Origin of the sequence: Aeromonas salmonicida, assembly GCF_028355655.1 — a bacterium.
GTDB classification, from domain to species: domain Bacteria; phylum Pseudomonadota; class Gammaproteobacteria; order Enterobacterales; family Aeromonadaceae; genus Aeromonas; species Aeromonas salmonicida.
This window is the reverse complement of record NZ_CP110645.1, coordinates 3156993-3183455: the sequence shown is the minus strand read 5'-3', so window position 1 is coordinate 3183455 and position 26463 is coordinate 3156993. Positions and strand designations below refer to the sequence as shown.

The following is a 26463-nucleotide window of genomic DNA, read 5'->3' as shown; positions in this document are numbered from 1 at the left end:
CAGTGACCCCGTGTTCATCGCTGCGCGTCTTTGCCAGTTACTAGCGTTGATTGATCAGTTGCTGGATAACCCTATCCAGCGCCAATTTTAGTTTCAGCCGATCGTGGCGATGGGGGAGGTCAGCCTCACCCAGTTCGGCCTGGATCAGCTGGCTGGCCAGCTCGACAGGATATTCCCCTGCTGGCGCCAGAATGGCATCGACACGGCCTGCACCGACCCGTGATTCCAGCCAGCGCCATTGATTGAGCAGACTCAACTGGCTGGCAGGGCCATTTTCGGCCACCAGATTGCAGATGAACACCAGCATGGCATCGCTCTCGTTGATGGCTTGTGCCACTTCGGCCAGCAGCAGGGGCGGCATGATGGAGGTGAGGAAGCTGCCGGGTCCGAGGATGATCATGTCGGCCTGAGCCAGGGCTTGCACCGCCTCGCGGGTCGCCGGCACTTCCGGGCTCAGGCTCAGGGAGAGGGGAGGCGTATCGAGTTGATCGATGGAGACCTCTCCCAGGATCTGGTTGCCACAGACGGTGTGGGCACACAGATCGGTGGGAAATTCTGACATGGGTAACAATTGTGACTCTATTTTCAGCATGTCGCTGATGAGCTTGATAGCATCAAGAGGGCGTACGCAGAGGTTGTCGAGCGCCAGCAGCATCAGATTGCCGAGGTTGTGGCCCGCCAGCTCGCCGCGGCCGGCGAAGCGGTATTCGAACAGCAGGCTGCCAATACTGGGGTCGGTGACCAGTTGATTGAGGCAGTTGCGCAGATCTCCCCAGGCGATGCACTCCTGGTTCTTGCGCAGCCGTCCTGTGGATCCGCCGTCGTCCGTGGTGGCGACGATACCGGTCAGGCGCTGGCCGAGAAACGAGAGTGAGGAGAGCACACGGCCCATGCCGTGGCCACCACCGATGGCGACGACCCGGTCAAAGTCATTGATATTTTTCTGCCACATGCAGCTGTCCTGTGGTTGGGCTCAATCGAGGGCCATTCTAGCCGACGAAACGGGATAATTGTTTGATTAAGGTATGATTTTTGCTTACCTCCAGCATCATGAACAACTAGGAGATGGTGTTGAACTTTCTGACGGCTCACTCTCTTGAAGAGACCTCCCTGCTGGCTGCGCGGCAGGTCAGTGAGCGGCTGCTCGCTCAAGCACCCCATTCCCCTTCGCTGTTATTGGTCTATTTTACCCAAGCCCACGATGCCGAGGAACTGCGTCGCCACCTCAAACAGCAGTTTCCAACCACTCGACTGATAGGGTGCAGCTCCTGCGGCGGTGTCATGACCCAGACTGGGCACCACGCTCGTCAGGGATTCGGGCTGGCGGTGGCGGCTCTCTATGATGGCAAGGGCGCCTACGGGGTAGCCGGGCAGACGGGGGATGACGTGGATGTACGCCAGTTGCTGCGCAGTGCCATCGCCGATGGCGGGCGTCCTGGCGAATTGCCCCAGCTCATCTTGTTGCACGCAAGCCCAGGTCAGGAGGAGGCGATGCTTGCCAGCATCGAAGCAGAGCTGGGCACGACCGTCCCTGTCGTGGGGGGCTCGGCGGCAGACAACAGCGTCGGCGGTGACTGGCAGCTGTGCTGGGATGAGGGCAGTGCCCGCGAGGGCGTCGCGCTGGCCGTGCTCTATCCTGAGTGCCAGCTGGCGTTCCAGTTTCACTCCAGCTATGTCCCTACCGAGCATCGTGGCACCATTACCGCCCTGGCAGGACGGGAGATCCTCACCATTGATCATGCGCCTGCCGCCGAGGTCTATGCCCGCTGGATTGGACGAACCACACCCTGGCCTGTGGGGCCCATACTGCGGGAGACAACGCTCTCGCCGCTGGCCCGTCAGGTGGGCACTCTGGACGACATGCCCTACTACAAGCTCTCCCACCCGGAGGCGGTGACAGAAGGGGGCGGTTTGCGCCTCTTTACCGATACCCAGATCGGGGAGAAATTGCTGCTGATGTACAGCAGCCAGGAGGGGCTGTTGCAGCGGAGTCTGAACGCGACCCGCATCGAACCCGAATACGGCATGACCACAGAGATGCGGCCGTTCGGGGCCCTAGTGATTTTTTGTGCTGGTTGTCGCTTGGCTCTTGGTGATAGCTTATGCCAATTCGTCGACCAATTTCACACACGGCTGGGGGATATCCCCTTCATTACCCCGTTTACCTTCGGTGAGCAGGGGCGTTTACCCCACGGTGAGCTGGCACACGGCAACCTGATGGTATCGAGCGTGATCTTCCTCGACAGCTGATATATGGCGCTGGAAACAAGATGATAGGTAATACCGAACTGGAAGCCCTCGGGGACAAGCTGCAGACCACGCTGGTGGAGCTGGTGCGTTGTCGGGAACGCGAGGCCAAATATCGCCAGGAGTCGCAGACCCTGCTGTGTGGCGTGGCTACGTTGGCTGATGCCCAGACCCTGGAGCAGGTGCTGGACAGCCTGATCCAGGTGCTCAAGCCCTTCATCGGTTTCGAACATGCAGACGTGGTGGCCTGGGAGGGGGATGTCGGCGTCACTCACCTCAGCACCCAGGATGGCGAAGTGGGTCGGGACTGGCAACTGACGCCCCTCTTCTCCCGCGCCATCGAGGGGGAAACACTGGTCATCTATGATCCCACCCAATTGCCTGAGCTGGCGCCGCTGGCCCACGTATCCGGCTGGGCCAGCGTCATGATGACGGGGTTGCGTGCCCCCGGTTTCTCCGGTGTCCTCATCTGCCGTCACGCCGTCATGGGTACCTTCGATCTCAAGAGCAAGGCCGCGATGCAGCGCTGCCGCCCGCTCATCTCCCAAGCCCTGGTCAACATCGCCTATCGTGCCCGGTTGCAAGAACAGGTTGAACTCAAGACCCTGGCATTGCAGACCAGCGAACAGCGCTTTCGCAGCTTCGCCGGCATGGCCTCCGACTGGTTCTGGGAGACGGACACTGAGCACAGGCTCAGCTATGTGTCGGCGCCCGGCTATCACGGGGACGTGCTGGTGCATCAGCCCGGCCAGAGCCTCTACGATTACGCCTATGACAGACGGGATCCAGAGTGGGGCAAGTACCGTCGTCTCATCGCGCTGCATCTGCCGGTGCGGGCGGTACGGGCCCAGGTCAGCCTGGTCAAGGGCCCCTGCTGGATGGAGATCAACGCCGAGCCCTGCTTCGATGCCGCCGGTGTATTCATCGGCTATCGGGGGACTGCGCGGGATGTAGGCAACCAGATCCGCCGCGAGCAGGAATTGGCACGGGCCCGAGATGAGGCCGAGGCAGCCAACCGCGCCAAGTCGCAGTTCCTGGCCATGATGACCCACGAAATTCGTTCCCCCATGAATGCGGTGCTGGGCATGCTGGACCTGTTGCAGCACGCCCAGCTTGAACCCCAGCAGCAGACTCTGCTGGGACATGCCACCCACTCGGCACGCCTGCTGCAAACCATCATCGACGATGTGCTCGACTTCTCGAAAATCGAATCCCACACCCTGGAATTTCATTGCGAGACCCTGCACCCGACCCAGCTGTGCCAATCCCTGATCGAGCCGCTGCAAGCGCGTGCCAGTAGCAAGGGGATTATCCTGCGCTGGTTGGTGGATGAGGCAGTGCCCCCCCAGTTGCAGGGGGATCCGGTACGCCTGTCACAGGTCATCAGCAACCTGCTCGGCAATGCGGTGAAGTTCACCAGTCAGGGCAGCGTATCCTTGCAACTGGGTTGGTGCCATGAGCGGCTGCGAGTCTCGGTCACCGACACCGGCATCGGTATCTCGGCCGAAGATCAGGCGCTCCTGTTCGAGCCTTTCTCTCAGGTCGACAGCTCGGCGACCCGCCGCTTCTCAGGCACCGGCCTGGGGTTGGCCATCAGCAAACGGCTGGTGGAGCTGATGGGTGGCGAGATCCGATTGCAGAGCGCTCCTGGTCAGGGCAGCTGCTTCTGGTTCGAGCTGCCCGGCATGGCGCTGCCATGCGAGTGCAGCAGCCGGCCCGAGCCGGATCAACTGCCCATTCAGGATCTGGATGTGCTGGTGGTGGAAGACAGCCCGGTCAACCAGCTGGTGGTCTCGCTCATGCTGCAAAAACTGGTGACCCGGGTACGGCTGGCGGCCAATGGCCTGGAGGCGCTGGCCCAGGTGGCGGAGCAAAAGCCTGATCTCATCCTGATGGACATGCGGATGCCGCAGATGGATGGATTGGAGGCGACTCGCCGCTTGCGGGAGCTGGGCTGCAAGGTGCCCATAGTGGCCTTGACGGCCAATGCCATGGCCGAAGACAGGGCCCGTTGCCTAGCCCAGGGAATGGATGATTTTCTAGCCAAGCCCATCAGCCTGATGCGACTGAGAGAGTGCCTGCAACGCTATTTTCATCCCGAACTGCCGGATCGCAGGTAAAAAAAATGGTCAACCTGGGTGGTTGACCAATTCTTCAGCAAATACTGAAGAGAGCACGGGATAAATCGGGTTGTACTGTTCTATATGAAAAAGTCGTGCCAACTTTTTCAGAACCTGTTTATGCGGCTTGCAGCGGTATTGTCTGTTTTTATTGCTATCCGCTGTTTGCAAAATGCGAAATTGTTATTTTCATTGTGGGAATATTCGCATTTTGCAAAGACTCTTTGACTCACTGTGCGATCAGTCGGCGCAAGAATTGACGAGCCGCTTCGCTATTTTGTTTGGCAATCAACATCTGTTTTTCATAGATCGGCATGGGTAGGATCTCGAGCCAGCGTTGGCAGAGCCAGGCCGCATCGTCAAACTGCTTGTCCGGATAGAGCTCATCGAGCTCGGGATACTGCTCGAACACTTCCCGCAGCCGGGTGACCAGCGGCTTGTCACTGAAGTCTGAATGGGCGCTTGGCCAGTTCGGCAGGGCTTCGACCCTGGCACGGCGCAATCCCATCTCGTCCGTTTCCATCTCATGAATGCAGAAGCGTTCCATGCCGAGCACCGTGACGCCGAGCAGACCATCATTCAGGGTATAAAAATCGGTCACCTTGACCCGGGTACCGACCGGCAGGATCCGCCCGGATTTCCCCGTGGTGGTCGCCTCTTCCATCACTATGCCGAACCCCTGGTCATTGATGAATGACTCTTTGAGCATCTGCAGGTGGCGCGGTTCAAACAAACGCAGCGGAAGCTTGCCACCAGGCAGTATGTGGGAAGGCAAGGGGAACAATGCCAAAGGTTGAAGTTTCATGTTCCGTCCTCCATTGAGTAGTTGCTGAATAGGACAATGCAGCGACTGTGCCAGAGGATGAAAAAAGCCACCGAATGGTGGCTTTTTGTGGGGAAGGGGGAGGTTAGTTGCGCTGCTCCAGGTACATGACGGCTGCTTCCACGCGGCTTTGCGCCTCGAGTTTCTTCAGCAGGCTCTTGACGTGAACCTTGACCGTGCCTTCGGAGATATGAAGCACGGAAGCGACCTGTTTGTTGGAGAGGCCCTTTGCAATTTCGCGCAGGATTTGCATTTCGCGACGCGTTAAGCTTTCCAGCTTCTGTTGCAGGTGGTCCAGCTCGTAGATGTTCTCGAGGTAGGGACGCAGCGGCTCGCTCAGGATCTGCTTGCCGGTCATCACGTCTGCCAGCTGGGCCAGCAACATCTCTGGCTCGGTATCTTTCAGCAGGTAGCCATCGGCGCCGGCCTTGAGCAGGGCGACCACGTCCTGGCGAGCATCGGAGACGGTCAGGATCACCACGCGGGAGGTGACTTCCTCGGTGCGCAGCGCCTTGAGGGTATCCAGACCGGAGAGCCCCTTCATGTTGAGATCGAGCAGGATCAGATCCGGTTCGGACTCTTTGGCCATGGCGACGGCATCGGTGCCGTTGGACGCCTCGCCAATCACCTCTATGTTCTCTTCCAGGGCCAGCAGTTGCACAATCCCTTTGCGCATGAGGGGATGGTCATCCACGACCAGAACACTATATTTCATCTCGTCCATCAGGCATCTCTTGTTAGGCTGGTGGGAAAGGTCAGATGTACGCAGGTGCCTCTGGGCGGCTGTTCGCTGATGGTCAGCAGACCATGCAGCTTGCTGGCACGCTCATTCATGATGCTGAGGCCATAGTGGTTGACCGCCGAGCTTGCGATCCCTATTCCAACACCGTCATCTGAAATCTGAACCTGAATGTTACCATCGGCGAGGGTCTCACAGCTAACATCAATCACTTGCGCGCTGGCATGTTTGATGGCATTGAGCACTGCCTCACGGATCAGCTGCAGAATATGAATGTGCTGACCCGCTTCAAGATCCGTATCAGCAAGACCGTAATGGAGCCTGATCTCGGCCTGGGTCTGAGGCTTGAGCTGCTCCAGCATCACCCTGATGGCTTCCCCCAGATTGGCATCGCCGATGCTGAGGCGGAAAGTGCCCAGCAGCTCGCGCAGCTGGGTGTAGGCGCTGCTGAGTCCCTCGTCGATCTGCTGCATCGCCGCTTCTGCCTTGGCGGTATCGCCCTTGGCAAAAGAGCGTTTGAGCAGGGTGGACTGGATCTTGAGGTAGGAGAGCGCCTGGGCCAGCGAGTCGTGCAGCTCGCGGGCGATGACGGCTCTCTCTTCCATCAGCAACAGCCGCTGATGTTGCAGCAGGGTCTGATCCTTGTGCAGCACCTGGGCCAGCAGCATGGAGAAGTTTTTCATCAGCCGCTCGTCGATGGGGTGAGTGCTTATCATGTCGAGCCGGCCGTACTCCTGCTCATCCATCTGCAGATGAAAGCTCACCACTGAGTCGAGATCGCCGGGCCAGCCCTTGCGGCCTGTGATGTAGTCCGGCATGGCGTTGTGTTCAAAGCGGGTCAGCCGGATATGGTCTATGTGCTGATGGGCCGCGGCCCGCTCCAGCAGTTTGAGCAGAGTGCGCCGACTCAGCGGCGCCGCATGCAGCTTCTGGGCGGTGGAATAGAGAAAGGAGAGGGTGTCGTTGGCCTGTTGCAGCTTGGCCGTTTTCTCTTCTACCTTGCTTTCCAGCTCCCGATAGAGCTTGCCGAGCTCATCTGCCATGGTGACGAAGGCGGCCGACAATTCTCCCAGTTCATTCTCGCAATGGGGAGGCAGGGTGAGATCGAACTCCTGGCGCTGGATCTGGCGGGCGCAATAGACCAGCTGGTTGAGCGGGGCCACCACCTGCTGACGGGTGAAGCGTACGGTAAACCAGGCGATGGTGATGATGGAGAGCAGGCCCAGCCCCTCCGCCAATGCCAGCATGCGCACCTTGAACTCCACGTGGTACTGCATCTGATTGACGAAATCATCGATGGCCGCGACAAACTGTTCCGCATTGTCGGTGTAGCGTTTGGGGGTGGCGTTCTCGATGTGCTCGCGCATCATCTGCCATTGCAGCAACACCTCGCCATAGGTACGGCGCAGGGAGGCCGGAGTGATCCAGCGCTGTGTCTCTTGCAGCTCGCGTGCATGCAGGGTCTGTTCGAACTGATCGAGCCGTCCCAGCACTGGCTGGCCCTGCTCTATTTCATAGGCCATGCGATAGGCCTGCATCCGCAGCGAACCCGACAGGTTGATCGCCTTGGCATCGGGCACCGAGTAAAACAGGGTCACCATGGCCACGACGGCGATCAGGCTCGCCATGAACAGAATGAGTACCATGGAACGCCCGATGGCGCTGCTGACCGAATGTACTTTGAACCATTTTCCCATGCTGGCTGGCGTCCCCGACCTCTGGCAATAACCCCATAAAGTTGCGTGGGAGTGTACTCCAACTTGTGCTAGCATCGAAAAACTAGATGAACTCCGAGCTGTTTTGCCTAAGTCCTTGGGATAGGGGAAAGCCGCCGTCAGCCGATGTTCGAGCTGTAAGGGTCAGGAAAGAAATGCCCTGGCCTCCCGTATTTGGAAAGGTGTTTATGTTGCCACTGCAAGATGGTTTTTCCCGTCGTTTTTACTATTTGCGCCTGTCGGTTACCGACGTGTGCAATTTTCGTTGTACCTACTGTTTGCCCGACGGTTATCGTCCCGAGGGTAGAAAGTCGTTCCTGTCTCTCGATGAGATCCGCCGCATTGTCTCCGGCTTTGCCGCCATGGGCACCCGCAAGGTGCGTCTGACCGGGGGGGAGCCGTCACTGCGCCGTGATTTCACCGCCATCATAGAGACAGTGGCCAATACCCCGGGTATCGAAAAGGTGGCCATGACCACCAATGGCTATCGCTTGAAAGAGCGGGCCCGGGAGTGGTTCGATGCTGGCCTCACCGCCCTCAATGTCAGCGTCGACAGCCTGGATCCCCGCCAGTTTCACCAGATCACCGGTGAGAACAAGCTGGCGGAGGTGATGGATGGCATTGAGGCTGCACTGGCCGCCGGCTTCAAATCGGTGAAGATCAATGCGGTGCTGCTCAAGGGGCTCAATGACCATCAGCTGGATGCATTTCTGGCCTGGATCAGGCATAAGCCCATCGAGTTGCGTTTCATCGAACTGATGCAGACCGGCGAGATGGACACCCTGTTTCGTGACCACCACGCCAGCGGCGAGCTCATCAAGCAGCGGCTGCTGGATGGCGGCTGGGTACAGCAGTTGCGCGGTACTGATGACGGTCCGGCGCAGGTATTCATGCATCCGGCTTCGTTGGGGGGCGTGGGGCTCATCATGCCCTACAGCAAGGATTTCTGCGCCGGTTGCAACCGGTTGAGGGTCTCCTCGGTGGGCAAGCTGCACCTGTGTCTGTTCGGTGATAACGGGGTGGAACTGCGTGACTTGCTGTCAGCCGACAGCCAGCAGGATGCGTTGCAACAGCGCATTCGTCAGGCCCTCATCGGCAAGGCGGCCACCCACAGGTTGCATGAGGGGAATGCCGGTATGACCCCTCATCTGGCTTCCATCGGCGGTTAAGCCGCCAACCCTTCCGCAAAAATAGCCATCGATTAATAAGCAATCCTCAAATGGGGGTATTTTGACCTGCCCCCATTCTTTGTTCCTGCGCCAAGGGTTTGATCCAGCGCAATAATCCCCCCTGTTTATCTCCCTGGTGGTATATCCCTGAACTTGTCAGGGCCGCAATATACACCCACTCTTATAATAGGTATTGAAAATGCCTGTCATGAGACTCGCTTGTGCGCTATATGGCACCAGACGTTACCACCAGGAAGGAGTCGATATGCCGGATAGGGTCAACCTGTCACGTCGTGGTTTGTTTCGGGGACGCCTGACATCGAGCGAGCCTCAGGTGCAGTTGCCCTGGTCCGTCGCCTGGCCCGATTTTGTGGCCGACTGCACCCGTTGTGGTGACTGTCTGACGGCCTGTCCGGAGCAGATCCTCATCAAGGGTGATGGTGGTTTCCCTGCGGTGGACTTCCTGCGCGGTGAGTGCACCTTCTGCGGTGACTGCGTCACAGCCTGCAAGGTGCCGGTATTTCGTTCCGTGACGGAGGCGCCCTGGCAATACATAGCCCATATTGAAGCCAACTGTCTGGCCAGTGCGCAGGTCTTTTGCCAGCGCTGCCAGGACAGCTGCGAAACCCGTGCGATCCGCTTTTCTCCCATGCTGGGCCGCGTGCCGACTCCCAGCATAGATACCGCCTCGTGTACCGGTTGTGGCGCCTGCGTGATGGATTGCCCGGTGGGCAGCATCCGGGTGGGTGCGCCCAGATCCGAGGCTCCAACATGAATCATGTATGTGTGAAGCAGGAGCCACAATGAACCAAGAGTTCCATGTATCGAGCCTGGTGGTGCTGACCCAACCCCCCTTTCGTCACCAGCTCGCGCAGCAGATTGCGACCCTTGAAGGGGCCGAGGTCCACGCTGTCAGTGACGAGGGCAAGCTGGTGGTGACGCTGGAAGGTCCCAGCCAGCGCCCCATCATGTCAGCCATTGATGCGATACAGGCAATGCCGGGCGTGCTGTCCGCTGCCTTGATTTACCACCAGTTCGATGAGCTCGATGTCGAATGCAAAGAATAGAAACGCCGTGAGGCCGGAGCCGCGAGGTTCACGATGCCCGATAAAAGCAATAAAGCGCCATGAAGCTGAGCCAGCGCGGCTCGTCACAATGGCTGTCATTGATGTGATTACGCAATGCGAGGAGATGTCATGAAGCTGAGTCGACGCGACTTTATGAAGGCCAACGCGGTGGCAGCTGCCGCAGCCGTGGCCGGTGTCAGTGCCCCCACCCTGGCGGCGAACCTGATCACCAGTACCGACAAGACCGCCATCAAGTGGGATAAAGCCCCGTGCCGCTTCTGCGGTACCGGCTGTTCCGTGCTGGTGGGTTCCCAGGATGGGCGTGTCGTGGCGACCCAGGGTGACCCGGATGCGCCGGTCAACCGTGGCCTCAACTGTATCAAGGGCTACTTCCTCTCCAAAATCATGTATGGCGAGGATCGTCTGACCCAGCCCATGTTGCGCATGACCAATGGCAAGTTCGACAAGAATGGTGACTTTGCCCCCGTCAGCTGGGATCAGGCGTTCGACATCATGGCCGAGAAGTTCAAGGCGACCCTGAAAGAGAAGGGCCCCACCGCCGTCGGCATGTTCGGCTCCGGTCAGTGGACAGTGTGGGAAGGCTACGCCGCCGCCAAGTTGATGAAGGCGGGTTTTCGTACCAACAACCTGGATCCCAACGCTCGTCACTGCATGGCTTCCGCCGTGGTTGGCTTCATGCGTACCTTCGGCATGGATGAACCCATGGGTTGCTATGACGACATCGAGCAAGCTGATGCCTTCGTGTTATGGGGATCCAACATGGCCGAGATGCACCCCATCCTCTGGTCACGGATGTCCGATCGTCGCCTCTCCAACCCGGATGTGCAGGTGCATGTGCTCTCCACCTTCGAACACCGCAGCTTCGAACTGGCAGACAACGGCATGGTGTTCACGCCCCAGACCGATCTGGCGATCCTCAACTATGTCGCCAACTACATCATCCAGAACGACAAGGTGAACTGGGAGTTCGTCAACAAGCACACCCAGTTCCGCAAGGGCACCACCGACATCGGCTATGGCCTGCGTCCGACGCACCCGACCGAAGCCAGGGCCAAAAACCCTGGCAATGGCGACTCCACGCCGATGAGTTTCGATGACTTCGCCAAGTTTGTAGCGGACTACGACCTGGAGTCTGTCTCCCAGCTCAGTGGCGTGTCGAAAGAGAAGCTGGAAAAACTGGCTCAGCTCTATGCCGACCCGAGCAAGAAGGTGGTCTCCTACTGGACCATGGGCTTCAACCAGCACACCCGTGGTGTCTGGGCCAACAACCTCTGCTACAACATCCACCTGCTGACCGGCAAGATCTCCACTCCGGGCAGTGGTCCCTTCTCCCTGACCGGCCAGCCCTCTGCCTGCGGTACCGCGCGGGAAGTCGGCACCTTTGCCCACCGCCTGCCCGCCGACATGGTCGTGACTGATCCCAAGCACCGCGCCATTGCCGAGAAGATCTGGAAACTGCCGGAAGGCACTATCCCTGAGCAGGTGGGGTATCACGCCGTGCTGCAAAACCGCATGCTCAAAGATGGCAAGCTCAATGCCTACTGGGTGATGTGCAACAACAACATGCAGGCTGGCCCCAACATGAACGAAGAAGCGCTGCCCGGTTATCGCAACCCGGCCAACTTCATCGTGGTGTCCGACCCTTACCCGACCGTCACGGCGCAAGCGGCTGATCTTATTCTGCCTACCGCCATGTGGGTGGAGAAAGAGGGTGCCTACGGCAATGCCGAGCGTCGCACCCAGTTCTGGCATCAGCAGGTCAAGCCGCCGGAAGGGGCCAAGTCCGATCTGTGGCAGCTGATGGAGTTCTCCAAGCGCTTCAAGGTCGAGGAAGTATGGCCCGCGGAGCTTATCGCCAAACAACCCGAGCTCAAGGGCAAGACACTGTTCGATGTGCTCTACGCCAACGGTCAGGTCGATCAGTTCCCCAAAGAGCAGAGCAAGGGCGAGTTCAATGACGAGTCCGAGTCCTTCGGTTTTTACGTCCAGAAGGGGCTGTTCGAGGAGTACGCCAGCTTCGGCCGTGGCCATGGTCACGATCTGGCGCCGTTCGATCAGTACCATGAGGCGCGCGGTCTGCGCTGGCCGGTAGTGGATGGCAAGGAGACTCTGTGGCGCTATCGCGAAGGGTTCGACCCTTACGTGAAGGCGGGCGAGGGGGTGCGTTTCTACGGCAAGCCCGATGGCCGCGCCGTTATATTCGCACTGCCTTACGAGCCGGCCGCCGAGGCGCCGGACAAAGAGTACGACATGTGGCTCTCCACCGGTCGTGTGCTGGAGCACTGGCACACAGGCACCATGACCCGTCGGGTGCCCGAGCTCTATCGCGCCTTCCCGGATGCGGTGCTCTTCATGCACCCGGAGGATGCCAAGGCCCGTGGCGTACGCCGTGGCGAAGAGGTGATCGTCTCCTCTCGCCGTGGCGAGGTGAAGACACGGGTCGAGACCCGTGGTCGCAACCGTCCGCCCAAAGGCCTGGTGTTCATGCCCTTCTTTGACGCAAGCCAGCTGGTCAACAAGTTGACCCTGGATGCGACGGATCCGCTCTCCAAAGAGACGGATTACAAGAAGTGCGCCGTCAAGGTCGTCAAGGCGTAAGGCGGGGGAGCGCGAGATGAGTCGTAGTCGCCGCCAGTTTCTGGCCGACATGGCCAAGGGGGCCTGCGGTGTGGGACTGCTTGGTGTCGGTCTGGGCGGAATGGCGCGTCAGCAGGCAGCGGCGGTGCCCGCCCAGGCACTGCGTCCGCCGGCAGCCCTCGACGAGGCCGAGTTCCTCAGTGCCTGCGTGCGCTGCGGGCTCTGCGTCGACGCCTGTCCCTACGACACCCTCAAGCTTGCCCGGCTGTTTGAACCTGTCACCACGGGCACCCCTTATTTCCAGGCGCGCGCCGTGCCATGCGAGATGTGTGACGACATCCCCTGCGTGGTGGCCTGCCCAAGCGGAGCCCTAGATCAGGGGATGACCGACATCGATCAGGCACGAATGGGGGTGGCTGTGCTCATCGATCACGAGACCTGCCTCAACTATCTGGGTCTGCGCTGCGATGTCTGCTACCGGGTCTGTCCCTTGATTGACAAGGCCATCTCACTCGAACTGGTGCGCAACCCGCGCACCGGCAAACACGCCATGTTTTTGCCGACGGTGCACAGCGACATCTGCACCGGTTGTGGCAAGTGCGAGCATGCCTGCGTGCTGGAGGAGTCCGCCATCAAGGTGGTGCCGCGCCAGCTCGCCAAAGGGGAGCTTGGCCATCACTACCGGCTCGGCTGGGAAGAGAAGCGCAAAGCGGGCAAGTCACTCATCGGTGAGCGGCTCACACTGCCGACCCGTAAACCGGAGGGGTTATGAGTCGTTATCCGGGAGCAGAGGCCAGCGCCAGGCTCGGCTGGTGGCGTTCACACCGCTTCTTGCTGCTGCGTCGTCTGACCCAGTTCAGCGTGCTGGGGTTGTTTCTGCTGGGGCCGCTGGCGGGTGTCTGGATCCTCAAGGGCAATCTCTCCAGCTCGTTGTTGCTGGAAACGGTGCCGCTGAGCGATCCCTTGACCCTGCTGCAGTCGGTGGCGGCGGGTCATTGGCCCATCACCACCCTCTGGATCGGGGCTGTCATTGTGCTCTTGGGGTACTGGCTGGTCGGGGGGCGGGTGTTCTGCTCCTGGGTCTGTCCGGTCAACCTCGTCACGGATGCCGCCGCCTGGGCCAGGGCCAGACTTGGCCTCAAGGGCAATGGCCAGTTCAGTCGCAATACGCGCTACTGGTTGCTGGCCATGGTGCTGGTTGTGCCAGCCGTGGTGGGTGTGATGGTGTGGGAGCTGGTCAATCCGGTGTCCCTGGCCATGCGCGGCCTGCTGTTTGGAATGGGGGCTGGCTGGGCACTGTTGGCGTTGATCTTCCTGTTCGACTTGTTCGTGGTGGAGCGGGGCTGGTGTGGTCATCTCTGTCCTGTGGGGGCCTTCTACGCCCTAGTCAACCGGGTCGGGTTTATCAAAATTTCTGCCAAGGGACGCGAGCGGTGCAGCAACTGCATGGATTGTTATGCGGTCTGCCCGGAGCGCCCCATTCTGCGCGGCCCCGTTCACGGTGCCAAGCGTGGTCACGGGCCCCTGATTGCGGCTCAAGAGTGTACCAACTGCGGCCGTTGCATTGATGTCTGCGCGGAGCAAGTTTTTGAAATCACTGTAGGTTTTGCCGTCAAGGCAGAGAAAATGTCGGAGAACACATAATGAAAAAGCTGATTGGAGCAATGCTGGCCTGCCTGATGGCGGGTTCCTTGATGGCCGCCATCCCCGAGATCACCAATAGCACAGGGGGGATCAAATCCGAGCGGGGGAGCACGGATCTCACCACGGAGGCTGAAGCCGCCCCTTTGAAGAACTTTCGCAAGGACGGGGATCTCTACGATCGCCAGTACATGCATCAGCCGCCGCTGATCCCCCACGATGTTCGCAACTATGAAGTGGACACCAAGGTCAACAAGTGTCTGGCCTGCCACAGCTTCAAGAATGCCAGCAAGATGAAGGCCCCCAAGATCAGTCCCACTCACTTTGAGACCCGTGACGGCATGACCCTGGGTGAAGTGTCGCCGCGTCGCTACTTCTGCCTGCAGTGCCACGTACCGCAAGCGGATGCCAAGCCGCTGGTGGAAAATACCTTTAAACCGGTTGAAGCACTGAACTGAGGAGTTCGCAGATGACATTATTCGGCGTTGTTCAGCGAGTCTGGAACACCTTTAACACTCCAGTGAACGAAGCACTGAACTGAGGAACCCATAGATGAAATTACCCGGCTTTATCCAGCGTCTGTGGACCACGTTCAAGTCACCGTCAAAGGCGGCACTCTGGGTGCTGCTGCTGATGGGCTTTTTCGGTGGCGTCATCTTCTGGGGCGGCTTCAACACCGCCATGGAAGCTTCCAATACCGAGAAGTTCTGTGTCGGTTGCCACGAGATGAAAGACAACGTGTTCGTGGAGTACCGCGACACCATTCACTATGCCAACCGTTCCGGTGTGCGGGCCAGTTGCCCGGATTGCCACGTGCCTCACGAGTGGACCTACAAGATCATTCGCAAGGTACAGGCCTCGAAAGAGCTGTGGGGCATGTTGACTGGCAAGGTGGATACTCGCGAGAAGTTCGAGTCGCACCGGCGCGAAATGGCTGAGCGGGAGTGGCAACGCATGAAGGATACAGACTCGAGGGAGTGCCGCAATTGCCATAACTTCGAGTACATGGACTTCTCTTTGCAAGGCAAGCGGGGTGCCCAGATGCATTCCACCAGTCTGGCCAGTGGCGAGAACACCTGCATCGACTGTCACAAGGGCATAGCTCACCAATTGCCTGACATGACGGGGGTAAAGGGCTTTTAAGCCATCTTGAACAGACCGGGGTTGGCCGGTCTGTTCATATTCCCGCCAGCCAGCTTGAAACGGTATTTGTGCCTCCTTTAAATCCCCCCTCTTGCGCGAGTTTTGGTAGAATCGGGCCGCCGTGAGTCGCAGGGAGTGAGCGGGTGGTCAAGGTTGTGCCCGAGCAGGCACTGGCCATCCCGAGAGCAGGTACCGCAAGCCGGGATCCTGACCACTCTCTTCTTCTCTTTTCTCACGGTCTTTTGCTATCAGGAGCTGCCCATGGGACAGAAAAACAGCGCATTCATTCCTCTCAAGATCGCCGTGTTGACGGTCTCCGACAGTCGTACCATTGCCAATGACAGTTCGGGCGATTACCTGGTGTCTGCCGTGACAGAAGCAGGTCACCAGCTGGCCGATCGTGCCCTGCTCGCCGACAACCTTTATCAGGTTCGTTCCCGGGTCAGTCAGTGGATTGCCGATGAAACCATACAGGTAGTGCTGATCAATGGCGGCACGGGTTTTACTGATCAGAACTGGGTGCCGGAGGCGGTCGGCGTACTGTTCGATCGCACCGTCAAGGGCTTTGGCGAGTTGTTCCGCCAGCTCTCGTTTGCCGAAATCGAAGGGTCGGCCATGCAGAGCCGTGCCCTAGCCGGGCTCGCCAACCGTACTCTGGTCTGCTGCCTGCCCGGTTCTCCCGGTGCTTGCCAGCTCGGCTGGGAGCAGCTTATCCGGGATCAGCTCGATGCCCGTACCCAGCCCTGCAACTTCGTGGCCCATCTCTGAGTCGCGAGTCATTGATCCCAACACTATGTCAGCCTTAAAGGGGAGCGTGATGAACCTGACCCATCTCAACCAAAGCGGCGAAGCCCACATGGTGGACGTGACCGACAAGCAGGTCACCGAACGTGAGGCCCGCGCCGAGGCCTTCGTCGCCATGGCATCTGACACCCTGGCCCTGATCCTGAGCGGTCAGCACCACAAGGGTGACGTGTTCGCTACCGCCCGCATCGCCGGCATCATGGCGGCCAAGAAGACCTCGGATCTTATCCCGCTCTGCCATCCGCTGGCATTGACCAGGGTCGAGGTGGAGATAGTGCCGTTACCTGAGCAAAACAGGGTTCATATCCGCACCCTCTGCAAACTCTCCGGCAAGACAGGGGTGGAGATGGAGGCACTGACGGCCGCATCGGTTGCAGCGCTGACCATCTATGACATGTGCAAGGCGGTGCAAAAGGACATGGTGATCGAACAGGTTCGACTGGTGGAGAAAAAGGGCGGCAAGTCCGGCCACTTTCAGTTGGGATCGAATGCAGGAGATAACGCATGATCAAGGTACTGTTTTTTGCGCAAGTAAGAGAGCTGGTGGCCTGTGATGAGCTGAGCCTGCCCTGTGACTACGCCACCGCTGAAGCGCTGCGCAGCGGCTTAAGCGAGCGCGGCGACAAGTGGGCGTTGGCGCTGGAAGCTGGCAAGCTGCTGGTAGCGGTCAACCAGACCCTGGTGCCCCTCGATACCCCCATCAATGATGGCGATGAAGTGGCCTTCTTCCCCCCAGTGACTGGAGGTTAAGGATGAGCGAGATAATGACCGTGGATCGCACCACTGAGCTGTGCGGTGGCGACGAAGTGGCCTTCTTCCCTCTCCCACCAGTAACGACCGGAGGTTAAGGATGCGCGAAATAATGACCGTGGATCGCACTACTGAGCTGTGCGGTGGCGACGAAGTGGCCTTCTTCCCTCTCCCTTCAGTAACGACCGGAGGCTGAGCCATGTCTCCAGCAACCACGACACCCATAGATCGCATTCTGGTGCAGCGAGAGGACTTCTCGCTGGCCGACGAGTATGCCCGTCTCGCCACCCGCCCCGACAGTGGCGCCATCGTCACCTTCGTTGGCAAGGTGCGCGACTTCAATCAGGGGGAGGAGGTGAAGGGGCTGGCCCTCGAGCACTACCCCGGCATGACAGAGAAGGCGCTGGCCGATATCGTGCAGGAGGCCCGCGAGCGCTGGCCGTTGCAGGAGTGCACCCTGATCCACCGCATCGGCGAGCTGTGGCTTGGCGATCAGATAGTGCTGGTGGCGGTGAGCAGCGCCCACCGTGATGCCGCCTTTGATGCCTGCCACTTCATCATGGATTTCTTGAAAACCCGGGCGCCGTTCTGGAAAAAAGAGCTGACCGCCGAGGGTGTACAACGCTGGGTCGAGGCCAAGGAGAGTGACAACGCCGCCGCCGCCCGCTGGCAAGCCTGACCTGTTCATCACGAGGGGCGCAGGTTCAACGGGAACCACGGCCCCGCTTAGGGGCGCGGATGTTCGGGCCCCCATCAGGAGAAAGGGAATGAAACCGCTGTTATCTGTTGTCATCGCAGGGGTCTGCGCCGCCACCTTGCATACCGGTGCCGTGCAGGCCGATGAAGTGAAGGTGGCCGTGGCTGCCAACTTCAAGGGCACTATGGAGCGTATCGGCAAGGCGTTCACGGCCAAGACAGGCCACACTCTGGCCATCTCGTCTGCCGCGACCGGGGTGCTCTACACCCAGATCAGTCACGGCGCGCCGTTCGATCTCTTCCTCTCCGCCGATGTGGCGACTCCCGAGAAGCTGGAAAAAGAGGGCAAGGGGAGCGATCGCTTCACCTACGCCATCGGTCAGCTGGGACTGTGGAAGAAGGGGGGCCCGGCTCCTGACGAGGCGACCCTGCACAGCTGGAAAGGCAACCTTGCCATCGCCAATGCCCGCACCGCACCCTATGGTGCCGCTGCCATGGCGACCCTCGCCCATCTCAAGATCGACCCCAAGCAGTACCGGCTGCTGACCGGCGCCAACATCGGCCAGACCTGGCAATTTGTCGACACCGGCAATGCCGAGCTGGGCTTCGTGGCCTGGGCCAATCTGGTGGAAGCGGGCAAGACCGGCGAAGCCTGGGCGGTGCCAGCGAGCTTTTATCCCGCCATCGAGCAGCAGGGGCTGGTGTTGAAGAAAGGGGCCGCGGTGGAGGCGCTGGTCGCCTGGCTCAAGGGGCCGGGCCAGCACATCATCAAGGAAGCGGGCTATGCCCTGCCTTGATAAGGGCATGGGATTGGCACGATACCCTGAGTGGTCGGCCTTCGGGTCGGCCACTCTTTGCAATGAGGATAGGCACCATGCCGTTGGCTGCATTCAACCGGGAGCCGGACGATGAGTAGAGATCAGTTGGCGATGGCTTGCCTGACTCAGGAGCAGGTCTTCTGGGAGTGCGGCTCGTTTGCCGTGTCTGGTGCTGAACCAGGCGTTGGGAGTGAATCTGATGAGTGAAGGGGATCTGCTGGCGATCTGGCTCACCCTCAAGCTGGCAGCCTGTACCACCGGCATATTATTGCTGCTGTCGCCGCCGCTGGCCTGGTGGTTGTCCCGCAGCCAGCACAGATTGCGGCCGCTGGTGGAGGCCTTGGTGGCCTTGCCGCTGGTGCTGCCCCCCACAGTGCTAGGTTTTTATCTGTTGCTCGCCTTCTCCCCTGAATATGGCTTTGGTGCCTGGTGGCGTGACACCTTCGGCGCCCCGCTTGCCTTCAGTTTTCTTGGCCTGCTGTTCGCCTCCATCCTCTATTCGCTGCCGTTCGTGGTACAGCCGCTCACCTCCGCCTTCGTCAACATGGGTAACAAGGAGCTGGAGGCCGCCGCCACCCTGGGGCTGGGGCCGGTCGAGCGCTTCTTTCACATCATCTTGCCGATGACCCTGCCCAGCTTCGTGATGGCGGCGGCCCTCGGCTTTGCTCATACCCTGGGGGAGTTCGGCGTGGTGCTGATGATTGGCGGCAATATCCCTGGGGAGACGCAAGTGCTCTCCATCGCCCTGTTTGATCACGTGGAGGCGATGGATTACCGACACGCCCACTATCTGGCGGGCGGCCTGATGGGCTTCTCGCTGGTGATGCTGGTGCTGGTCTATGGCGTATTGCAGCGCCGGCAGCGGAGATTGTTCGGATGAGCCAGCCAGCCACTATTCCGCAAGACAACGCCCCGTGCCGCCATCCCCTGAACCTCCATGCCCGGCGCGAGTTTGGCCCCTTTACCCTCGATTGCGAACTGGCGCTTGAGCTGGGGGGGATCCTCGGTCTGTTTGGCCCCTCCGGCTGCGGCAAGAGCACACTGCTGCGTATCATCGCCGGGCTCGATCGCCAAAGCGAGGATCGCTTGCTGTGGCGCGGGAGGGAGTGCGCCGCGCAGCTGCCCGAAGCACGCCGTATCGGACTGGTGTTTCAGGATTCGCGCCTCTTCCCCCATCTGACGGTGCTCGGCAATCTGCAGCTGGCGGCCCGCAAGGGGCGAGGGCGTTGGCAGCCCGAGGCGCTGGCGGCGAGGCTCGGCTTTGCCGATCTGCTGGCGCAGCCTGCTCATGCGCTTTCTGGTGGTCAACGCCAGCGGGTAGCATTGGGGCGGGCGCTGCTGGCCGAGCCCGATCTGCTGCTGCTTGATGAGCCCTTCTCGGCGCTGGACAGCCGCAGCCGCATCCATCAGGCCCACGTGCTCAAGGGGTTGCAGCGCGAAAGCGGCATCCCCATGATCTTCGTCAGCCACGCCATGGAGGAGGTGAGCCTGCTCTGCGATCAGCTGGTGCTGTTGGAAGGTGGCAGGGTGGAAGCGCAAGGCAGGCCGAGCGAGATCTTTGCCCGTACCGATCTCTCGCTCGCCAGTCGCGACGATGCTGGGGTGATGCTGGATGCCACCCTGGCCCACTACGATGACGACGAGCAGATGGCGACCCTGCAGCTCGGCGAGCAGACATTGCGGGTCACCATGAACCGGATGCCGGACGAGAGTGGCCCCTTGCAGATCAAGGTGGCTGGGCGGGATGTGGTGATCGCCACGGCGCCTATCGAGCACTCCAGTCTCTCCAACTGTCTCACCACCCGATTGATGGCGGTGCGCGAGGTGCGCCCCGGCCAGACCCTGTTGCAGTTGGCGCTGGGTGAGCAGATACTGCTGGCCCGGATCACCAGTCGCTCCGCCACCCGTCTGGCGCTGGCGCCGGAGCAGCAGATATACGCCTATATCAAGGCGGTCAGTCTGGTCAGTGAAGGTTGAATGGGTGGTGATCTGATACATTGTGGGGCGGCATACCCGGCTAGCGCAGAGGACATGCCCGCAAGCTGGCTGGTGACTATCGGGATAAACAGGGCATGGTTCAGGCAATGAGTCGAGAGGCGATGAACTGATGCGTCGCAATCAGGTAATGAAATCCAACGGTCTTGCCCTGCGCAGTGCGGGGGAGGGTCCCTTGCTGTTGCTGTTGCACGGGCTTGGCTCTTCCAGCCTCGACTGGCAGGCGCAGATAGAGCGTTTTTCCGAACACTACCGGGTGGTGGCGCTGGACTTGCGCGGCCACGGCCAGAGCATGCAGGAGGGACCGTTCGACGTGGCGACCCTGGCGGCCGACGTGGTGAACTGGCTTGATGAACAGCCTGAGCCCGCCTGGGTGGTGGGATTGTCGCTGGGGGCCATGGTGGCGCTGGAGCTGGCCTTGCAACTGCCGCACAAGGTGCGAGGTCTGGTGCTGGTCAACGGCTTTAGCGAGTTTTTGCTGGAGACCCCCAAGGAGCAGGAACGCTACGCCCAGCGCCTCAAGTGGCTGCGCTGGTTTGGCATGCGCCCGCTTGCCTGGTGGCTGGGGCGCGAGCTGTTCCCGGGACCCGATCTCACCCAGGTGCGCCACACCTTTCGGCTGCGCTTCGTGCGCAGCAACAAAAAGAAGACCTATCGGGCGCTGCTCGATGCGCTGCCAGGCTGGTCGGTACGCGCACGGCTTGGCAGCATCTGGCAGCCGGTGGCCATCATCTCCACCAGTCACGACTACCTGCCGCTTGCCAAACGGGTGGAGCAGTTCGCCGCCCTGCCCAACGCCAGTATTCATACCCCCAATGGCCACCATGCCTGGCCGGCAGAAGATCCCTCAGGGTTCAATCACCTGCTTCAGCGGATCCTCTCGACCCATTGAACAGATCCTGCCAGATAGAAAAAAGCCGAACCTGCAGGTTCGGCTTTTTTGTGGGTATCAACCGGGTTCAAGGGTGAGAGCAGACCGGGCAGTCGGGGCGCTTTGGCAGCTTCATCTCGCGGAAGGTGCCAGTGAGGCCGTCGATCATCAGGAGGCGGCCGCTGTAACTGCTGCCCATCCCCGCCAGCAGCTTGATAGCCTCCAGCGCTTGCAGGCTGCCGACCAGTCCGACTACGGGGGCGAGCACCCCCGCTTCGACGCAGGTCAGCGCTTGCTCGCCAAACAGGGCGCTGAAGCAGGCGTAACAGGGTTCACTCTCCTGCCAGGTAAAGCTGCACAACTGCCCTTCGAGCCGGATGGCGGCACCACTGACCAGCGGTACCCCGTGTTTGCGCGCGTATTGGTTGAGCAGATTGCGGATGGCCAGGTTGTCGGTGCAATCCAATACCAGCTGGTGCCGGGGCAACAGGGCATCGAGCAGTGCTTCGTCGGCAACCGCGGCGTGAGTCTCCACTTTGAGCCAGGGAGTGAGGGCGCGCAGCGCCTCTGCCGCTGACGCCACCTTGAGCTGGCCAATGCGCGCATCCGTGTGCAGTACCTGGCGTTGCAGGTTGGAGAGTTCCACCTTGTCAAAATCCACCAGCGTGAGCTGGCCGATCCCGGCCACCGCCAGATACTGGCTGGCGGCGCAGCCCAGGCCCCCCGCGCCAATGACCAGCACGCTGGCCTGTTTGAGCGCCTCCTGCCCCTCGAAATCGAAGGATTTGAGCACTATCTGGCGGTTGTAGCGCAAGAGTTCTGCGTCAGAGAGAATGTCGCTCACAACAGCAAGCTCCCGAACGGCTCGACGGTGACGGTTTCCCCTGCCGCCACCTTGCCCCGCTCACGCTCCAGCACTATGTAGCAGTTGGCGTGGGACAATGAACTGAACACGGCGGAATCCTGGGAGCCTGTGCTGCGCACTTCCAGGCCGTCTGGCCCCTGGCTCAGGATGCCGCGCTGAAAATCGAGCCGACCCGGGGCTTTCTTGAGGGGCTCGGCAGCGACGGCCAGCAGTTGCAGCGGACGCTCGAATTGCTGGCCGGCCAGCTTGGCCAGCGCAGGCTGTACCAGCTGATCGAAGGTGACCATGGCAGAGACAGGATTGCCCGGCAGGCCAAAGAACCAGGCGCGGGGCAGGCGGCCGAAGGCGAATGGTTTGCCCGGCTTGATGGCCAGTTTCCAGAAGCCGATCTCGCCGAGCTCCTCCAGCAACTGCTTGGTGAAGTCTGCTTCACCGACCGACACGCCACCCGTGGTAATGAGGGCATCGGCCTCGCTGTCGGCCCGCAGGAAGGCGGCGCGAAGGGCGGCAGGGTCGTCCGGTATGATGCCAAGGTCGAGGCACTCACAGCCAAGGCGCGCCAGCATGGCCTTGACCCCGTAGCGGTTGGAGTCATAAATGTCGCCGTGGGCGAGCGGGGTACCGACCGGCTTGAGCTCGTCCCCCGTGCTGAAGATGGCGACTTTTAGCGGGCGGCGCACCGGCACGGTGGCGATGCCCAAGGAGGCCAGCAGTGGCAGCTCTCGCGGGGTGAGGCGGCAACCCGCACTCAGTACGCTGGCCCCCTTGTGAATGTCTTCCCCGCGGCGGCGGATATTCTGGCCCGGGGTGGGCGGCACCAGAAAGGTGATCTGGTTGCCGTCGGCCTGCGTTTCTTCCTGCATCACCACCGCATCCGTGCCTTCTGGCACGGGCGCGCCAGTCATGATCCTCACACAGTGACCGGCGGGCCACTCCCCCTGATAGGGCTGACCGGCAAACGCCTTGCCTGCCATGGTGAGCGGAGTGCCGGTAGCCAGATCCGCCAGCCGTACTGCGTAACCGTCCATGGCCGCGTTGTCGAAGGGAGGCACTGACATAGGGGAGGCGATATCGCCAGCGATCACGCGGCCAAGGGCGTGGGGCAGGGGCACTTGCTCAGTGTCGCAGCAGCAGGCGAGTTGGTCCAGCATCCCTTGCAGGGCATCGCTCAGGGGGAGTAGTCCGCTGGTATCAAATCCCATCGTCATTACCTCTTTGGTGTGGTTGAGGGCAGATTATCCCAAAAATCAGTGTGGATGGGCAGGCTTATCAAGGGCTGGCACCAGGTTGTCTGGCACAGGGTGGTGGTGGAATGGCGGCGGAATAGAGGTCGTTTGTCGCAATCCTCCCCGTATGGGGTGGGTCATCAAGGGGTAAAACCCGACGGATTGGCATAAAGTCAGGAGACGGACTTGAGTTAGCTTGAATTATGGCAATAATCGCCGTTTACTATTGCGCCACAACAAAGTGCCGCCACAGACAAGGTGGCCATTACAGTCCCTGAGCGTGGGAGAGGAACAAGATGACGAGCTTAAGCCAGGAAGCCCTGTTGGTCAGGGCAGCCCTCGAGGCCGAGGGCCTCGAGACACCTCTGGTGGCCAATGCGTTGAATGGTCAGCAGAAGAAGGAGAAGATCGAAGGCCACATGCGCGCCATCATGGAGACGCTGGGGCTGGATCTGACCGATGACAGTCTGGCGGAGACGCCGCACCGCATCGCCAAGATGTACGTGAACGAGATCTTCTCAGGCCTCGATTACACCACCTTCCCCAAGGTGACTGTGATCGAGAACAAGATGAAGGTGGACGAGATGATCATGGTGCGGGATATCAGCCTCACCAGCACCTGCGAACACCACTTCGTCACTATCGACGGGCTGGCCCATGTGGCCTATATCCCCCGTGGCAAGGTGATCGGGCTGTCGAAGATCAACCGCATAGTGCAGTTCTTCGCCCGCCGTCCCCAGGTGCAGGAGCGCCTCACCCAGCAGATCCTGCTGGCGTTGCAGACCCTGCTTGGCACCAAGGATGTGGCCATCAGCATCAAGGCGACCCACTTCTGCGTGAAGGCTCGGGGCGTGATGGATTCCACCTCCTACACCACCACCACCTCCCTCGGTGGTGTGTTCAAGACCCAACCCGATACCCGCGCCGAGTTTCTGGGCGGTTTGAAGGGCTGATCTGTCAGGAGGCATGGCGCCATGGTGGCATGCCTCCTTTCTCCCTCTTCAGTTCATGGGGCCCGTCGGCCATATCTCCTGTTTCATCCACAAATTTCCTTAAGGGATTGACCGGTGCGGTCGATATACCTCGGTATGGTTCACTTTGGCTCTCTTTTGGGCCCATGCTGAGCCACAAGGGACGGGCATCCGTGGTTATGTTGGCCGCCGCCATGCCTCCCAGCGGGCCTGAACGGGCTTGTCAGGCAGGCACCCCGCACCCTTGAAAAGTTCTCGCCTCGTTCATGTAAGGATACATATTCATCAGGGCTGGATGAGCCGCCATGGATGGCAGTCACACAGATCCGTGCCGACAGGCGCGGATCAAACGGGCGCTATCTGTTCACTCATATCCAGGACATGCCATGAATACCAGTACCATGACCATAGGCAAGAAGCTCACCGCCGGCTTTGCCGTGCTCGGCCTGATGGTGGCCTTTATTGGCGGCTTCTCGCTGCTCGAGTTCAGCAACATGAACCGGGCCGCCATCGGTTTCACCGACAGCATTTTGCCCGCCGTCAACCGCACCAGTGCCATCGGCGAGAGCATCAGCGAGCTGCGCCGCTATGAGCTGGGATTCTTCCTGGTGGCTTCGGATCCGCAGAAAAAAGCGGAGTATCGCAGCGAAACCAGCCGCAGGTTTGAACAGGTCGCCCAGCAACTGGTCGAGCATGACGCCACTATCTGGGCGGAAGATGTGGAAGAGCGCCGCACTTTCGATACCGTCAAGGCTGACTGGGCCCGCTACGCGGCGCTGCACCAGAGGGTGAAGCAGTTGCAGGATAGCGATCAGCTGGCCTCTGCCCAGCAAGTGTTCATGAGCGAGGGGATCCCGCTCTACCTGAACCTGACCAAGTCGGTCAGTGACCTCATTCGCATCAACCATGGCTATGCCAAGGCGTCGCGCAAAGTGGTGGTGGCCGCTTATGACTCCGCCAAGTTGAGCGTCACAGTGTCGCTGCTGGTCGGTCTGGTGCTGGTGGTCGGCCTCTCAGTGGTGCTGACCCGTCAGATCCGGGACCCGCTCATCATGCTGGCCCGTCAGGCTCAGCGCATTGCCAACGGCGATCTGGGCAAGGGAGAGTTGCAGGAGTGGATCCAGGACCACCGCTTCAACCGCGACGAGCTGGGTCAACTGGGCTCGGCGCTCAACCGGATGCAAAACGCGCTGGCCAATCTGGTGAGCGAAATCGCCGGCTCAGTGAGCCAGCTCAGCAGCGCTGTGGAGGAAGTGAGTGCCATTTCCGAGCAGTCCGCTACCGGCATGGCTCGCCAGCAGAGCGAGGTTTCCCAGGTGGCTACCGCCATGAACGAGATGCAGTCCACCGTCAATGAAGTGGCCCGCAATACCACGGATGCCATGAGTGCGGCCAAGGATGCTTCCCATACCTCGGCCCAGGGCAACCAGGTGGTGCGCAGCGCCATCAGCAGCATCGAGGATGTGTCGGTCAAGATTGAACAGGCGGGCGCCGTGGTGCAGCAGCTGGAGACCGACAGCGCCAACATCAGCATGGTGCTGGACGTTATTCGCGACATCGCTGGTCAGACCAACCTGCTGGCGCTCAACGCCGCCATCGAGGCCGCCCGTGCGGGTGAGCAGGGTCGCGGTTTTGCGGTGGTGGCAGACGAAGTACGCTCCCTGGCGCAGCGTACCCAGGACTCCACAGCCGAGATCAGCAAGATGATAGAGCTGCTGCAGAGCCGCGCCGCCGAGGCGGGCAGCGCCATGCAGCTGAGCCGTCAGCAGATGCAGGCGAGTGTCGGGTTGGCGCGGGATGCGGGCAGCAGCATAGATACCATCAATGGGGCCGTCACCCAGATCACCGACATGAACACCCTGATCGCTACCGCCACCGAGGAGCAGAATGCGGTGACCGAGGAGCTCAACCGCAGCATAGTCAACATCCACAATGCCGCCGACGAGAACGCCCAGGGGGCGCAGCAGACTGCCCAGGCCTGCGTCGAACTGAGCAAGCTGGCCACCTCGCTGCACCATATGACCCAGCGCTTCACCCTCTAGGGGCAAATCCGCCACTTAACGGGTGACCGCTGTTATAAACCAAGGCCCCGCCAAATTGGCGGGGCCTTGTTGTTTCTGGCGATCTTGAGCATGGAGAACGTCAGCTCAGTCCGACTATCTCGCCGTCCTCGCCGATATCTATATGGCGATAATTGGTGGCAGG

The 26463-nt window shown here is 60.4% G+C and carries 26 protein-coding genes and 1 riboswitch; of the genes, 20 read left to right on the top strand and 6 right to left on the bottom strand.

From position 1 onward, the window contains the following. Positions 1 to 40: 40 nt before the first annotated feature. On the bottom strand, positions 41 to 952 hold the full coding sequence (locus tag ONZ54_RS14895; protein ID WP_271786546.1) for a gluconeogenesis factor YvcK family protein: 912 nt from the start codon (positions 950 to 952) through the stop codon (positions 41 to 43). A 113-nt stretch (positions 953 to 1065) separates the two neighbouring features. On the opposite strand from ONZ54_RS14895, the gene ONZ54_RS14890 reads away from it, so the two are divergent. Then, on the top strand, positions 1066 to 2250 hold the full coding sequence (locus ONZ54_RS14890; protein WP_271786545.1) for an FIST signal transduction protein: 1185 nt from the start codon (positions 1066 to 1068) through the stop codon (positions 2248 to 2250). Positions 2251 to 2270: 20 nt separating this feature from the next. Then, on the top strand, positions 2271 to 4367 hold the full coding sequence (locus ONZ54_RS14885; protein ID WP_271786544.1) for a hybrid sensor histidine kinase/response regulator: 2097 nt from the start codon (positions 2271 to 2273) through the stop codon (positions 4365 to 4367). A gap of 229 nt (positions 4368 to 4596) precedes the next feature. Here ONZ54_RS14885 and ONZ54_RS14880 read toward each other — a convergent pair whose 3' ends face one another. From ONZ54_RS14880 to narQ, 3 genes are all read right to left on the bottom strand, one after another. Next, a complete protein-coding gene (locus ONZ54_RS14880) occupies positions 4597 to 5172 on the bottom strand; it encodes an LON peptidase substrate-binding domain-containing protein (protein WP_005309859.1) in 576 nt (191 codons plus the stop codon). A gap of 103 nt (positions 5173 to 5275) precedes the next feature. Beyond that, the gene (gene narL / locus ONZ54_RS14875) at positions 5276 to 5914 is read right to left on the bottom strand and encodes a two-component system response regulator NarL (protein ID WP_017411638.1); all 639 of its coding nucleotides are present in this window, start codon (positions 5912 to 5914) and stop codon (positions 5276 to 5278) included. Next, complete coding sequence (narQ, locus tag ONZ54_RS14870; RefSeq protein ID WP_155602982.1) at positions 5914 to 7626, bottom strand: nitrate/nitrite two-component system sensor histidine kinase NarQ; 1713 nt, start codon at positions 7624 to 7626, stop codon at positions 5914 to 5916. Before narQ ends, narL begins: the two co-directional genes overlap by 1 nt. 79 nt (positions 7627 to 7705) lie before the next feature. After that, positions 7706 to 7845: riboswitch (molybdenum cofactor riboswitch) on the top strand. Between narQ and moaA the strand changes: the two genes are divergently transcribed. From moaA to ONZ54_RS14790, 16 genes are all read left to right on the top strand, one after another. After that, on the top strand, positions 7833 to 8813 hold the full coding sequence (gene moaA / locus ONZ54_RS14865) for a GTP 3',8-cyclase MoaA (RefSeq protein WP_005309868.1): 981 nt from the start codon (positions 7833 to 7835) through the stop codon (positions 8811 to 8813). Its footprint overlaps the riboswitch before it by 13 nt. A gap of 265 nt (positions 8814 to 9078) precedes the next feature. After that, a complete protein-coding gene (gene napF / locus ONZ54_RS14860) occupies positions 9079 to 9588 on the top strand; it encodes a ferredoxin-type protein NapF (protein WP_271786543.1) in 510 nt (169 codons plus the stop codon). A 28-nt stretch (positions 9589 to 9616) separates the two neighbouring features. Continuing rightward, a complete protein-coding gene (locus ONZ54_RS14855) occupies positions 9617 to 9880 on the top strand; it encodes a chaperone NapD (RefSeq protein WP_059168583.1) in 264 nt (87 codons plus the stop codon). A 129-nt stretch (positions 9881 to 10009) separates the two neighbouring features. Next, on the top strand, positions 10010 to 12499 hold the full coding sequence (napA, locus tag ONZ54_RS14850; protein WP_271786542.1) for a nitrate reductase catalytic subunit NapA: 2490 nt from the start codon (positions 10010 to 10012) through the stop codon (positions 12497 to 12499). Positions 12500 to 12515: 16 nt separating this feature from the next. After that, entirely contained in the window at positions 12516 to 13250 is a 735-nt protein-coding gene (gene napG, locus ONZ54_RS14845) for a ferredoxin-type protein NapG (RefSeq protein ID WP_005309879.1), read from the top strand. Then, on the top strand, positions 13247 to 14122 hold the full coding sequence (gene napH / locus ONZ54_RS14840; RefSeq protein WP_271786541.1) for a quinol dehydrogenase ferredoxin subunit NapH: 876 nt from the start codon (positions 13247 to 13249) through the stop codon (positions 14120 to 14122). Before napG ends, napH begins: the two co-directional genes overlap by 4 nt. Further along, on the top strand, positions 14122 to 14577 hold the full coding sequence (locus ONZ54_RS14835) for a nitrate reductase cytochrome c-type subunit (protein WP_005309884.1): 456 nt from the start codon (positions 14122 to 14124) through the stop codon (positions 14575 to 14577). The genes napH and ONZ54_RS14835 overlap by 1 nt, the downstream gene beginning before the upstream one ends. A 94-nt stretch (positions 14578 to 14671) precedes the next feature. Next, the gene (locus tag ONZ54_RS14830; RefSeq protein WP_005309887.1) at positions 14672 to 15262 is read left to right on the top strand and encodes a cytochrome c3 family protein; all 591 of its coding nucleotides are present in this window, start codon (positions 14672 to 14674) and stop codon (positions 15260 to 15262) included. A 261-nt stretch (positions 15263 to 15523) separates the two neighbouring features. Then, complete coding sequence (gene moaB, locus ONZ54_RS14825; protein WP_005309891.1) at positions 15524 to 16030, top strand: molybdenum cofactor biosynthesis protein B; 507 nt, start codon at positions 15524 to 15526, stop codon at positions 16028 to 16030. Positions 16031 to 16079: 49 nt separating this feature from the next. Further along, positions 16080 to 16574, top strand: coding sequence for a cyclic pyranopterin monophosphate synthase MoaC (moaC, locus tag ONZ54_RS14820; protein WP_059113847.1), 495 nt, complete (start codon positions 16080 to 16082; stop codon positions 16572 to 16574). Further along, positions 16571 to 16816 (top strand): molybdopterin synthase sulfur carrier subunit, encoded by a 246-nt coding sequence (moaD, locus tag ONZ54_RS14815; RefSeq protein WP_042058064.1) that lies wholly within the window; start codon positions 16571 to 16573, stop codon positions 16814 to 16816. Before moaC ends, moaD begins: the two co-directional genes overlap by 4 nt. A gap of 199 nt (positions 16817 to 17015) precedes the next feature. Next, complete coding sequence (gene moaE, locus ONZ54_RS14810; protein WP_271786540.1) at positions 17016 to 17495, top strand: molybdopterin synthase catalytic subunit MoaE; 480 nt, start codon at positions 17016 to 17018, stop codon at positions 17493 to 17495. An 88-nt stretch (positions 17496 to 17583) separates the two neighbouring features. Next, complete coding sequence (gene modA, locus ONZ54_RS14805; RefSeq protein ID WP_271786539.1) at positions 17584 to 18309, top strand: molybdate ABC transporter substrate-binding protein; 726 nt, start codon at positions 17584 to 17586, stop codon at positions 18307 to 18309. A gap of 220 nt (positions 18310 to 18529) precedes the next feature. Continuing rightward, on the top strand, positions 18530 to 19210 hold the full coding sequence (modB, locus tag ONZ54_RS14800) for a molybdate ABC transporter permease subunit (RefSeq protein ID WP_096118583.1): 681 nt from the start codon (positions 18530 to 18532) through the stop codon (positions 19208 to 19210). Beyond that, a complete protein-coding gene (gene modC, locus ONZ54_RS14795) occupies positions 19207 to 20307 on the top strand; it encodes a molybdenum ABC transporter ATP-binding protein (RefSeq protein WP_271786538.1) in 1101 nt (366 codons plus the stop codon). Before modB ends, modC begins: the two co-directional genes overlap by 4 nt. A gap of 130 nt (positions 20308 to 20437) precedes the next feature. Then, the gene (locus ONZ54_RS14790; RefSeq protein ID WP_059168576.1) at positions 20438 to 21217 is read left to right on the top strand and encodes an alpha/beta fold hydrolase; all 780 of its coding nucleotides are present in this window, start codon (positions 20438 to 20440) and stop codon (positions 21215 to 21217) included. 67 nt (positions 21218 to 21284) lie between these two features. Here the strand turns inward: ONZ54_RS14790 and moeB are convergent, their stop codons facing one another. Both moeB and moeA read right to left on the bottom strand, forming a co-directional pair. Then, a complete protein-coding gene (moeB, locus tag ONZ54_RS14785) occupies positions 21285 to 22040 on the bottom strand; it encodes a molybdopterin-synthase adenylyltransferase MoeB (RefSeq protein WP_271786537.1) in 756 nt (251 codons plus the stop codon). Further along, entirely contained in the window at positions 22037 to 23263 is a 1227-nt protein-coding gene (gene moeA, locus ONZ54_RS14780) for a molybdopterin molybdotransferase MoeA (protein ID WP_271786536.1), read from the bottom strand. Before moeA ends, moeB begins: the two co-directional genes overlap by 4 nt. A gap of 320 nt (positions 23264 to 23583) precedes the next feature. Between moeA and folE the strand changes: the two genes are divergently transcribed. Together folE and ONZ54_RS14770 are read left to right on the top strand one after the other, a co-directional pair. Then, complete coding sequence (folE, locus tag ONZ54_RS14775) at positions 23584 to 24240, top strand: GTP cyclohydrolase I FolE (RefSeq protein WP_059113584.1); 657 nt, start codon at positions 23584 to 23586, stop codon at positions 24238 to 24240. A gap of 404 nt (positions 24241 to 24644) precedes the next feature. After that, positions 24645 to 26300, top strand: coding sequence for a methyl-accepting chemotaxis protein (locus ONZ54_RS14770; protein ID WP_271786535.1), 1656 nt, complete (start codon positions 24645 to 24647; stop codon positions 26298 to 26300). The last annotated feature ends 163 nt before the right edge of the window (positions 26301 to 26463 follow it).